Consider the following 11,422-nt stretch of genomic DNA (forward strand, 5'->3'; position numbering starts at 1 on the left):
GGCAATCCCACTGCTGACGGGGTTAATGCTGCTGGCATGGCCCTTCCTGATTGGATTTGGGCTAACGCATAACAGCCTGCACTGGCTGTTACCGCTGATGGTGCTGCTGTTGCTGCTTCGCCTGCATCAGGCCCGGCAAAACGCGGGTCCAATGCGTTATGTGGTGCAGTGCGTTGCGCTGGCAGGGATAGCGCTTTGCGCTGCAAGCTATCTGCTGAAAGCCCACCAGTGGCTGCTGCTCTATCCTGTGGTGGTCAATCTCGTGATGCTGGCCGTGTTCGGCGGTTCGCTGTGGACAGCGATGCCGCTGGTCGAACGGCTGGCACGTCTGCGTGAGCCGAATTTGCCCCCCACCGGTGTGCGCTATACCCGCAAGGTGACCAAAGTATGGTGCGGATTCTTCATCGGCAATGGTGCGATGGCCCTGTTTACCGTGATCCACGGCGACATGCATCTGTGGACGCTGTGGAACGGGATGGTGGCCTACATCCTGATGGGGACACTGATGGCGGTAGAGTGGCTGGTACGTCAATGGGTGATAAAAAAAATAGAAGCACAATGAATAAACCCCTTCCTCTGAACCAGTGGTTAAATGCTCCACGCCCTGATGACACGCCAGTAGCCTGGCTTGAAGATCGTACCTGGACGCTTGGTCAGTTGCGCCACGACGTCACATTACTGGTACAGGTATTACGTCAACAGGAAGGTGAGCGCTGGGCGCTATGTTTTGAAAACAGCTACCTGTTTATTGTGGCATTGCTGGCATCACTGCATGCGGGTAAAACGCCCGTCATTCCTGGTCATAGCCGCGTCTCGTTGCTTGAAGAACAGCAGTCGCTGTTCAGCGGTGTCCTTAGCGATCAAACGCTCAGCTTCCACGGGAAGCTGATTGTGGTGGTCTCATCCCATCAGGCAGCAAACAGCTGGGCACCACTGCCTACAATTGACGACACCCGCGTTGTCGAACTCTTTACCTCCGGCTCTACAGGCACCCCACGCCGGGTGATTAAACCTATCGCCAGCCTGGATCGCGAAGCCAGTCTGCTGGCTGACCGTTTTGGTCAGTGCCTGACAGGCTGCAGCGTTGTGGCCTCGGTCGTGCCACAACATCTGTATGGCCTGACGTTTCGCATCGTGTTGCCAATGGCAATGGGCCTGCCGCTGCATGCCGCGATGCTCTATTACGCAGAACAACTGGCAGCGCTCCCCCACCCTTTTTATCAGCAGCCCGGCTTTCCTGAAGAGACTGGATACCGCGCTCACCGCACCTCCCGTCAGGATGCTGATCTCCGCGGGTGGAATGTTGCCCTGGTGTGATGTATCCACCACCCACGGCTGGCTGAATATCTGGCCGGATGAAATTTATGGTAGTACTGAAACCGGGATCCTCGCATGGCGTCATCGTCAGGAGGACAGCGTTCCCTGGCGATCATTCCCCGGCGTCGTGTTCCATCACGAAAGTGAAACCTCTCGTGTAACATCACCACTCATTCACGAGGCTGAAGGGCTACAGCTTGACGATATCCTGCACTTCGACAAAGAGGGGCTGTTTAGTATCGTCGGGCGTCGCGGTCGGGTCGTTAAAATTGAAGAGAAACGCATTTCACTTAACGAGGTCGAACGTCGTCTGCTGGAACTGGAGGGTATTTGTGAAGCCGCTGCCTTACCGGTCGCACGCGGGGGACGTCATGGTATTGGTGTACTGCTTGTACTTGATGATGATGCCCGTCAGCGCTGGCAGCATCAGGGCAAAAAAGCGCAGGAATTTGCCTGGCGTCGTGCCCTGCGCCCCTGGCTTGAGCCCGTCGCCATCCCCCGCTACTGGCGTATTATCGATGAAATACCGGTGAACAGTATGAATAAACGTGTCTATGCGCAGCTACAGGAGTTATTTCATGAAGATTCCTGAAATTGAGCACCACCAGGTACAGCCGCAAAAACTGGAAGTCATCCTGCATCTTGATCCTTCCCTGTTCTGGTTCCAGGGTCATTTTGCTGTGCAGCCTTTGTTGCCGGGTGTGGCGCAGCTTGACTGGGTGATGCACTACGCCACGACGCTACTGGCACCGGGCTACCGTTTTCACAGCATTCAAAATGTGAAATTCCAGGCCCCTCTGCTGCCAGAGGCCACCGTAACGCTGACCCTTGAATGGAATGCCGAACGCCAGATGCTGACGTTTAGCTATCAGCGCCATGCCGGTGCCGAGCGCCATACCGCCAGCAGCGGGAAAATTCGCCTATGTCAGTAACCTTTCATCCGTGCGTGCTGATCCCGTGTTACAACCACGGCGCGATGATGGCAAATGTGCTGTCGCGTCTGGCCCCGTTTGGCCTGCCCTGCCTGGTCGTCGATGACGGCAGCGAGGAGAGCACGCGCCTGGAGCTGGAACGTCTGGCGGCAGAACAACCGCAGATCACGCTGATACGTCTGGCGGAAAACGCTGGCAAAGGTGCAGCGGTGATAAGAGGCCTGGAAGAGTCTGCCCGCGCGGGATATACCCACGCCGTTCAGGTAGATGCCGACGGCCAGCATGCAATTGAAGATATCCCCAGGTTGCTGGCGCTGGCTGAACGCCATCCGGAGGCGCTGATTTCCGGTCAGCCCATTTACGATGACTCCATTCCACGTTCGCGCCTCTACGGACGCTGGATAACGCACGTCTGGGTATGGATTGAAACCCTGTCCCTGCAGCTCAAAGACAGCATGTGCGGCTTTCGGGTCTACCCGGTGTCACCCACGCTGCAGCTGGCGGCACGCACCCCGCTCGGCAAGCGGATGGACTTTGACACCGAGGTGATGGTCCGGCTCTACTGGCAGGGCAATACCAGCTATTTTCTGCCGACCCGCGTTACCTACCCGCTCGACGGTTTATCCCATTTCGATGCGCTGAAAGATAACGTGCGGATCTCCCTGATGCATACCCGTCTGTTCTTCGGCATGCTGCCGCGCATTCCCGCGCTGCTGCTGCGTCGTCGCGCCCGACACTGGGCGCGGCAGAATGAGGTCAAAGGGCTGTGGGGAATGCGCCTGATGTTGCGCGTCTGGCAGTTGTTTGGTCGACGGGCATTTACTCTGCTGCTGTGGCCGGTTATCGGCATGTACTGGCTTACCGCCCACCCGGCGAGGCAGGCCTCGCAGCAGTGGATAAAGAGAGTGAAAACGACGCTGGCGCAACGAAACCTGCCGGTTCCGCCTCGCCTCAACAGCTTTTTCCACTTTATGCGCTTCGGCAATGCCATGCTGAACAAAGTTGCCAGTTGGCGCGGTGAGCTGAAGCTTAATCGCGACGTGGTTTTTGCCGCTGGCGCGCGCGAAGCGCTCAATATGGATGCGCCGCAGGGCAAACTGCTGCTGGCCTCGCATCTTGGCGATGTTGAAGCCTGTCGGGCGCTGGCCCAGCTTGAAGGCAGTAAAGTTATCAATGCCCTGGTATTCAGCGATAACGCCCAACGCTTTAAGCAGATAATGACCGAGATGGCTCCCCAGGCTGGCGTGAATTTGATGCCGGTGACCGACATCGGACCGGACACGGCTATCGCTATCAAAGAGAAGCTGGAGCGCGGTGAATGGGTCGCGATTGTGGGTGACCGCATTGCCGTCACTCCACAACGCGGCGGTGACTGGCGCGTGATCTGGAGCCAGTTTATGGGTCAGCCCGCGCCGTTCCCACAGGGGCCCTTCATCCTGGCCTCCATTCTGCGCTGCCCGGTGATGTTGATTTATGCCCTGTGTCAGCAGGACCGACTCACCATCCACTGCGAACCCTTTGCCGACCCGCTGCTGCTGCCACGCGGTGAGCGTCAGCAGGCGCTACAACAAACTATCGATCACTATGCACAGCGGCTTGAGCATTACGCATTAATGTCGCCGCTCGACTGGTTTAATTTTTTCGATTTCTGGCATCTGCCGGATGCCAAAGAGAAGGAGTAAAGGGTGCTGACCGATCCCCGCTTTACGACGGAAGTAGAGATCACCGTGCCGTTCCACGACGTCGATATGATGGGCGTGGTCTGGCACGGCAACTATTTCCGCTACTTTGAGATCGCCCGCGAGGCGCTGCTCAACCAGTTTGATTATGGCTACCGCCAGATGAAAGCCTCCGGCTACGTCTGGCCAGTGGTCGATACCCGGGTGAAATACCGTGATGCGGTGACCTTCGAGCAGCGTATCCGCGTGCGGGCGCATATTGAAGAGTATGAAAACCGTCTGCGTATCGCCTATCAAATTTTCGATGCGCAAAGCGGTAAACGCACCACCACCGGTTACACCATCCAGGTGGCAGTAGAAGAAGCCACTCGCGAAATGTGTTTTGTCAGCCCGGCTATCTTGTTTGAACGTATGGGAGTAACACCATGAAATGGTTGCCTTTGCTGATGCTGATGCTAAGCCCGCTGGTCAGCGCCGTAACCCTGGATGAACTGCAGCAGCGGTTTATCGGGCAGCCCGTTGTGCGCGCCCACTTCGAGCAAGTGCGTACCATCAAGGATATGCCGCAGCCGCTGCGCTCGCAGGGCGAGATGATGATCGCCCGCGATGACGGCCTGCTGTGGGATCAAAAGGCCCCTTTCCCGATGACGTTGCTGCTGGATGACAAACGGATGGTGCAGACGATCAACGGCCAGCCGCCGCAGACCATTACTGCCGAAAACAATCCGCAGATGTTTCAGTTCAACCACCTTCTGCGGGCGCTGTTCCAGGCCGACCGTAAAGTGCTGGAAGAGAACTTCCGCATCGATTTTAAAGACCTGGGTGAAGGCCGCTGGTCGCTGGTGTTAACGCCAACAACCACACCGCTGGACAAGATTTTCGCCACCCTCGACCTGGGCGGCGCAACCTATCTGGAGTCGATCCGTCTGAACGACAAACAGGGCGATCGCACGGATATTGCCCTTTCCCGCCACCAACTGACGCCCGCCAGCCTGACCGATGACGAACGACAACGCTTTACCGCACCGTAAATCCCTGCGCCCGGCACTGCTGTGGGCCACGGTATGCCTGATCCTGCTGGGCGTGCTGCTGTCGCTGCTGCCTGGCGCACGCCTGAACAGCAGCGTGCTGGCCATGTTGCCGAAACAGGCGCTTGGGGCGATCCCGCCGGCGCTCAACGACGGGTTTATGCAGCGTCTCGATCGTCAACTGGTCTGGCTGGTCAGCCCCGGTAAGGATCCCGATCCGCGCGTGGCGAAGTACTGGCTGACGCTACTGCAAAGCAGCGGTTCGCTCAACGACGTAAAAGGCCCGATGGATGCCGACGGGCAAAAAGCCTGGGGTGAGTTCTTCTGGCAGCACCGCAACGGCCTGATCGACGCCGCCACCCGCGCCCGTCTGCAAAACGGCGGTGAAGCGCAGGCGCAGTGGATTTTATCCCAGCTTTATTCCGCTTTTTCTGGCGTAAGCGGCAAAGAGCTGCAAAACGATCCGCTGATGCTGATGCGCGGCTCGCAGCTGGCGCTGGCGCAAAACAGCCAGAAGTTGCGGCTGATGGACGGTTGGCTGGTCACTCAGGATGAGGCCGGAAACTATTGGTATCTGCTGCACGGCGAGCTGTCGGGGTCATCCTTCGATATGCAGCAAACCCACCAGCTGGTCACTACCCTTAACGCCCTGCAGAAGACTCTGAAGGCGCACTACCCGCAGGCGCAGCTGCTTTCACGCGGCACCGTGTTCTACAGTGATTACGCCAGTCAGCAGGCGAAGCGGGATGTCTCCACGCTGGGTATCGCCACCATTCTGGGGGTGATCCTGTTGATTGTGGCGGTATTCCGCTCTCTGCGCCCGCTGCTGCTGTGCTTGATCTCCATCGCTATCGGCGCGCTGGCGGGTACGGTGGTTACGCTGCTGCTGTTTGGCGAACTGCATCTGATGACGCTGGTGATGAGCATGAGCATCATCGGCATTTCGGCAGATTACACGCTCTACTACCTGACTGAACGGATGGTCCACGGCGCAGAACATTCACCGTGGCAAAGCCTGGCCAGGGTGCGAAACGCTCTGCTGCTGGCGCTACTGACAACCGTCGCAGCATACCTGATCATGATGCTGGCCCCCTTCCCGGGGATCCGCCAGATGGCGGTGTTTGCCGCCGTGGGCCTGAGTGCCTCCTGCCTGACGGTTATTTTCTGGCACCCGTGGCTGTGCCGGGGTTTGCCGGTGCGCCCGGTTCCGGCGATGGTGTTGATGTTACGCTGGCTGGCGGCCTGGCGACGCAATAAAAAGCTTTCCGTGGGTCTGCCTGTCCTGCTGGCACTGGTTTCGGCTGCCGGGATCGCCACCCTGAAAGTGGACGACGATATCGCCCAGTTGCAGGCGCTGCCGCAGGATATCCTGGCGCAGGAGAAAACCATTACCGCCCTGACCGGACAGAGCGTCGATCAGAAATGGTTTGTGGTGTATGGCGCATCGTCCCAGCAAACGCTGGAGCGGCTGGAAGCCTTCACTCCGGCGCTGGCTCAGGCACAAAAAGCGGGTGAAATTACCCGCTGGCGCACCCTGCCGCTGAACTCGATGGCCCGGCAAAACAGCGATCTCACCCTGCTGCGAAACGCCGCCCCGGCGGTCACAAAAGTGCTGCAAAGCGCAGGGCTGACTACCGTATCGCCTAATCTGGACGCGATGCCTGTCAGCGTGGATGCATGGTTCAAAAGCCCGGCCAGCGAAGGCTGGCGTCTGCTGTGGCTGACTCTGCCTGACGGTGAAAGTGGTGTTCTGGTCCCGGTGGACGGCGCGAAAAGCAGCGCTGCGCTCAGTAAACTGGCCGCCAGCCATGAGGGTGTCGTCTGGGTCGATCGCAAAGCCAGTTTCGATAGCCTGTTTGCCCTCTATCGCACGCTACTAACAGGATTACTGTTTGTGGCGCTGGCAGTGATTGCCTGCGGGGCGATGGTCCGTCTCGGCTGGCGCAAAGGGCTTATCAGTCTGGTGCCTTCCGTACTGTCGCTCAGCTGTGGGCTGGCTGCCCTGGCCGTGACGGGCCATCCGGTCAATCTGTTTTCGCTACTGGCGCTGGTACTGGTGCTCGGTATTGGCATCAACTACACGCTGTTTTTCAGCAACCCGCGCGGTACGCCCCTGACGTCGATGCTGGCCATTACCCTGGCGATGATGACCACCTTGTTGACGCTGGGCATGCTGGTGTTCAGCGCCACGCAGGCCATCAGCAGCTTTGGTATCGTGCTGGTGAGCGGCATTTTTACCGCCTTCCTGCTGGCCCCGCTGGCGATGCCTGTTAAGAAAGAGAGAAAACGCAAATGAACGCTTTTTACCGCGCCGCCGCGCTGGCTGCGACGCTGCTGCTGGCGGGCTGTAGCCATTCGACCAATACTGAAGGATCGCGTCCGCAGGCCTGGCTCCAGCCGGGCACCAAAGTGACGCTGCCACCGCCGGGCATTACCCCCGCGGTCAGTTCGCAACAGTTGCTGACCGGCAGCTTTAACGGGCAAACGCAGTCTTTGCTGGTGATGCTCAACGCAGATGCGCACAAAGTGACGCTTGCCGGGCTTTCTTCTGTCGGTATTCGTCTGTTCCTGGCGACGTATGATGAAACCGGTATCCACACCGAACAGTCGATCGTCGTGCCGCAATTGCCTCCGGCCAGCCAGGTGCTGGCCGATGTCATGCTCAGCCACTGGCCGCTCAGCGCCTGGCAGCCACAGTTACCGAAGGGCTGGACGCTGAAAGATCATGGCGATCGGCGCGAGTTGCGTAATACCAGCGGCAAGCTAATCACCGAGATTGTCTACCTGCAACGTAAAGGCAAACGCGAGCCGATCAGCATCGAGCAACACGTTTTTAAATACCACATCACCATTCAATATCTGGGTGACTGAGATGATCTACATTTCCGCTGTTGGCATGGTCAACGCGCTGGGCAACTCGCTGGATGAGATTGCCGCTAACCTGACGGCGGGCATCGCTCCGGGTATGCACTGCCGAACGGGCTGGCTGCAGGATCAACCCGAGGCCGTCCTGGGTGGCGTGGAAGGTGAACTGCCGCCCATCCCGGAAGCCTTGTCCGCACACCGTACCCGCAATAACCAGTTATTACTGGCCGCACTGGCACAAATTCAGTCCACCGTTGATGAGGCGATCACCCGCGTTGGCCGTGACCGCGTGGCGGTTGTGCTTGGCACCAGTACCTCCGGGCTGGATGAAGGTGATGTGCATGTGCGTCGCAGCCTCAACGGTGAAGCCAGCAGCCAATGGCAGTATCCACAACAGGAGCTGGGCGATCCGTCCCGCTTCCTGGCCAACTGGCTGCAGCTGGAAGGCCCGGCATATACCATCTCGACAGCCTGCTCTTCCAGCGCCCGGGCGATCATCAGTGGTCGTCGCCTGATCGACGCCGGACTGGTTGATATCGCCATTGTTGGCGGCGCAGACACGCTTAGCCGAATGCCAGTGAACGGTTTTAACAGCCTCGAATCACTTTCCCCGACGCTCTGCGAGCCATTTGGCCGTGACCGTCGGGGTATCACCATTGGTGAAGCCGCAGCGTTAATGGTGCTGACCCGAGAGCCTGCGGAAGTGGCACTGCTGGGGACAGGGGAATCAAGCGATGCTTACCATATTTCCGCCCCGCACCCGCAAGGCCAGGGAGCCATTCACGCCATTACCCAGGCGCTGAACGAAGCGGGCCTACACGCTGGTGATATCGGCTATATCAACCTGCATGGCACCGCCACGCCACTCAACGACCAAATTGAATCGCAGGTGGTACACGATCTCTTTGGGGAAAACGTGCCCTGCAGTTCCACCAAACATCTTACCGGCCACACGCTGGGGGCTGCCGGTATCACAGAAGCAGCGCTGAGCTGGCTTATCCTGACGCACAATCTGCCGTTACCGCCACAGGATTTCACCCGCTATGCGCCGGACGACACGCTGCCACCGTGCGGAGTGTTGCACAGGAGCATCGCCCTGAAAAAACCGGTCATTTTGTCTAACTCATTCGCATTTGGCGGTAACAACGCCAGCATCCTGCTGGGGAGAGTGTCATGAGCTACTTACCACCTGTTACCTATCTGCCACACGATGCGCCGATGCTGTTGCTGGAGTCCGTTGAACGTGTCACTGACGACACCGCCGTGTGCCGCGTAGCGGTCAACAGGCAAAGCGTACTGGCACCGTTTCTGAATGCGGAGGGTGACCTGCCGGGCTGGTATGCGCTCGAACTCATGGCGCAGACCGTTGGCGTTTGGTCTGGCTGGCATCGTCAGCAGCAAGGACAGGATCATATTGCTCTGGGTATGGTGCTCGGTGCGCGCGAGCTGGTGTGCGCCAGCGGTTATTTTACTGCGGGGGCGACGCTGGAGATCACCGTCAAACTGCTGATGCAGGACGAGCGTTTCGGCAGTTTCGAATGCGCCATTACTGCCGGTGATAAGGTACTGGCCACCGGCCGCGTAAACACTTTCCAGCCGAGTGCAGAAGAATTAACATCGCTTTTTAATCAGGGATTAAACGCATGAGTCGTTCCGTACTGGTCACCGGGGCCAGCAAAGGCATTGGTCGTGCCATCGCCCGCCAGCTTGCCGCTGACGGGTTCACCGTAGGTGTGCATTACCATCGTGACGCCACAGGCGCGCAGGAGACACTGGATGCCATCACCCTGGCTGGCGGCAAGGGTCGTTTACTCTCCTTCGATGTGGGTAACCGCGAGCAATGTCGTGAGGTGATTGAGCAGAACATCGACACCCACGGGGCATGGTATGGCGTGGTCAGTAACGCCGGGATCACACGTGACGGTGCGTTTCCAGCGCTCAGCGAAGACGACTGGGATAGCGTGATCCACACTAACCTCGACAGTTTTTATAATGTCATTCACCCTTGCATTATGCCGATGATCGGCACCCGTCAGGGGGGGCGTATTATCACCTTATCGTCGGTGTCCGGCGTAATGGGCAACCGTGGCCAGGTGAACTACAGCGCGGCAAAAGCGGGCATCATCGGAGCCACCAAAGCACTGGCAATTGAGCTGGCTAAACGAAAAATCACGGTGAACTGCATTGCGCCCGGGCTAATCAATACCGGGATGATCGAGATGGAAGAAGCCGCACTAAAAGAAGCGATGTCCATCATCCCAATGAAACGTATGGGCCAGGCCGAGGAAGTCGCAGGGCTGGCCAGTTATCTGATGTCAGATATTGCGGGCTACGTCACCCGCCAGGTCATTTCCATTAACGGAGGAATGCTATGACGCGTCGCGTGGTGATTACAGGGATGGGTGGGGTCACTGCCTTTGGCGAAAACTGGCAATCCGTTTCCAGCAGACTGCTGGCGTATGAAAATGCGGTACGCACCATGCCAGAGTGGCAGATTTATGATGGCCTGCACACCCTACTGGGCGCGCCGATTGATGATTTTACCCTACCGGAACACTATACCCGCAAGCGTATCCGTGCCATGGGTCGCGTGTCGTTGATGTCGACCCGCGCCACTGAGTTAGCTCTGGAACAAGCGGGCTTGATTGGCGAAGCCGTGCTCACTAACGGCCAAACCGGTATCGCCTATGGTTCTTCCACTGGCAGTACCGGGCCGGTCAGCGAGTTTGCGACCATGCTCACCGAAAAGCACACCAATAACATCACCGGCACCACCTACGTGCAGATGATGCCACACACCACCGCCGTGAACACGGGCCTGTTCTTTGGCCTGCGTGGTCGTGTTATCCCGACATCAAGCGCCTGTACGTCCGGCAGTCAGGCGATTGGCTACGCCTGGGAAGCGATTCGTCATGGTTATCAAACCGTCATGGTCGCCGGCGGAGCGGAAGAACTTTGCCCTTCTGAAGCGGCGGTTTTCGATACCCTGTTTGCCACCAGCCAGCGCAACGATACGCCTAAAACCACGCCGTCACCATTTGATACTCAGCGCGATGGCCTGGTGATTGGCGAAGGCGCAAGTACCCTCGTTCTGGAAGAGCTGGAGCACGCCAAAGCGCGCGGTGCCACTATTTATGGCGAGATTGTGGGCTTCGCCACTAACTGCGATGCGGCCCATATCACCCAGCCACAGCGCGAAACAATGCAGATTTGCATGGAGCAATCACTGGCGATGGCCGGTTTAAGCGCGCTGGACATGGGGTACATTTCTGCCCACGGTACCGCGACCGATCGCGGTGACATCGCCGAGAGTCTGGCCACCGCCGCGATTTACGGCGACAACGTACCTATCTCATCGCTGAAGAGCTATTTTGGCCACACGCTGGGGGCCTGTGGGGCAATGGAAGCCTGGCTAAGCCTGCAGATGATGCGTGAAGGCTGGTTTATCCCGACACTCAATTTAAGACAACCAGATGAGCAATGTGGCGCTTTAGATTATATTATGGGGGAAGCCCGTCAGATTGATTGCGAGTATCTGCAAAGCAATAACTTCGCATTCGGCGGAATCAATACCTCGATAATCATCAAACGCTGGGCGTAA

General features: G+C 58.1%; 11 protein-coding genes and 1 pseudogene. All 12 read left to right on the top strand.

The window, feature by feature from the left end; translation table 11 throughout:
• Positions 1–25: 25 nt before the first annotated feature.
• Positions 26–562, top strand: coding sequence for a COG4648 family protein (locus HV318_RS12170; protein WP_395122199.1), 537 nt, complete (start codon positions 26–28; stop codon positions 560–562).
• Positions 559–1,909: pseudogene (locus tag HV318_RS12175) on the top strand (class I adenylate-forming enzyme family protein). Before HV318_RS12170 ends, HV318_RS12175 begins: the two are co-directional and overlap by 4 nt.
• Entirely contained in the window at positions 1,896–2,249 is a 354-nt protein-coding gene (locus HV318_RS12180; protein ID WP_182272958.1) for an ApeI family dehydratase, read from the top strand. Before HV318_RS12175 ends, HV318_RS12180 begins: the two are co-directional and overlap by 14 nt.
• On the top strand, positions 2,240–3,931 hold the full coding sequence (locus HV318_RS12185) for a glycosyltransferase family 2 protein (RefSeq protein ID WP_182272959.1): 1,692 nt from the start codon (positions 2,240–2,242) through the stop codon (positions 3,929–3,931). Before HV318_RS12180 ends, HV318_RS12185 begins: the two co-directional genes overlap by 10 nt.
• A 3-nt stretch (positions 3,932–3,934) precedes the next feature.
• Complete coding sequence (locus tag HV318_RS12190) at positions 3,935–4,357, top strand: acyl-CoA thioesterase (RefSeq protein WP_182272960.1); 423 nt, start codon at positions 3,935–3,937, stop codon at positions 4,355–4,357.
• Positions 4,354–4,959 carry an ApeL family LolA-like protein gene (gene apeL / locus HV318_RS12195; protein ID WP_182272961.1) on the top strand — a complete coding sequence of 202 codons (606 nt, stop codon included), beginning with the start codon at positions 4,354–4,356 and terminating at the stop codon, positions 4,957–4,959. The genes HV318_RS12190 and apeL overlap by 4 nt, the downstream gene beginning before the upstream one ends.
• On the top strand, positions 4,928–7,252 hold the full coding sequence (gene apeM / locus HV318_RS12200; protein ID WP_182272962.1) for an ApeM family transporter: 2,325 nt from the start codon (positions 4,928–4,930) through the stop codon (positions 7,250–7,252). Before apeL ends, apeM begins: the two co-directional genes overlap by 32 nt.
• Positions 7,249–7,827, top strand: a complete 579-nt coding sequence (apeN, locus tag HV318_RS12205) for an ApeN family LolB-like membrane protein (protein ID WP_182272963.1) — start codon at positions 7,249–7,251, stop codon at positions 7,825–7,827. Before apeM ends, apeN begins: the two co-directional genes overlap by 4 nt.
• A 1-nt stretch (position 7,828) precedes the next feature.
• Positions 7,829–8,998, top strand: coding sequence for a beta-ketoacyl-[acyl-carrier-protein] synthase family protein (locus HV318_RS12210; protein WP_182272964.1), 1,170 nt, complete (start codon positions 7,829–7,831; stop codon positions 8,996–8,998).
• A complete protein-coding gene (locus HV318_RS12215; RefSeq protein ID WP_182272965.1) occupies positions 8,995–9,468 on the top strand; it encodes a hotdog family protein in 474 nt (157 codons plus the stop codon). The genes HV318_RS12210 and HV318_RS12215 overlap by 4 nt, the downstream gene beginning before the upstream one ends.
• Positions 9,465–10,196, top strand: coding sequence for a 3-ketoacyl-ACP reductase FabG2 (locus HV318_RS12220; protein WP_182272966.1), 732 nt, complete (start codon positions 9,465–9,467; stop codon positions 10,194–10,196). Before HV318_RS12215 ends, HV318_RS12220 begins: the two co-directional genes overlap by 4 nt.
• Positions 10,193–11,422 (top strand): beta-ketoacyl-ACP synthase, encoded by a 1,230-nt coding sequence (locus tag HV318_RS12225; protein WP_182272967.1) that lies wholly within the window; start codon positions 10,193–10,195, stop codon positions 11,420–11,422. The genes HV318_RS12220 and HV318_RS12225 overlap by 4 nt, the downstream gene beginning before the upstream one ends.

This window comes from Enterobacter sp. RHBSTW-00901, assembly GCF_014103115.1.
GTDB classification, from domain to species: Bacteria; Pseudomonadota; Gammaproteobacteria; order Enterobacterales; family Enterobacteriaceae; genus Enterobacter; species Enterobacter cloacae_P.

Coding starts and splice junctions, on each gene's coding strand:
- HV318_RS12170 (WP_395122199.1), top strand. CDS start 26: ATGCTGCTGGCATGGCCCTTCCTGATTGGATTTGGGCTAACGCATAAC.
- HV318_RS12180 (WP_182272958.1), top strand. CDS start 1,896: ATGAAGATTCCTGAAATTGAGCACCACCAGGTACAGCCGCAAAAACTG.
- HV318_RS12185 (WP_182272959.1), top strand. CDS start 2,240: ATGTCAGTAACCTTTCATCCGTGCGTGCTGATCCCGTGTTACAACCAC.
- apeL (WP_182272961.1), top strand. CDS start 4,354: ATGAAATGGTTGCCTTTGCTGATGCTGATGCTAAGCCCGCTGGTCAGC.
- apeM (WP_182272962.1), top strand. CDS start 4,928: ATGACGAACGACAACGCTTTACCGCACCGTAAATCCCTGCGCCCGGCA.
- apeN (WP_182272963.1), top strand. CDS start 7,249: ATGAACGCTTTTTACCGCGCCGCCGCGCTGGCTGCGACGCTGCTGCTG.
- HV318_RS12210 (WP_182272964.1), top strand. CDS start 7,829: ATGATCTACATTTCCGCTGTTGGCATGGTCAACGCGCTGGGCAACTCG.
- HV318_RS12215 (WP_182272965.1), top strand. CDS start 8,995: ATGAGCTACTTACCACCTGTTACCTATCTGCCACACGATGCGCCGATG.
- HV318_RS12220 (WP_182272966.1), top strand. CDS start 9,465: ATGAGTCGTTCCGTACTGGTCACCGGGGCCAGCAAAGGCATTGGTCGT.
- HV318_RS12225 (WP_182272967.1), top strand. CDS start 10,193: ATGACGCGTCGCGTGGTGATTACAGGGATGGGTGGGGTCACTGCCTTT.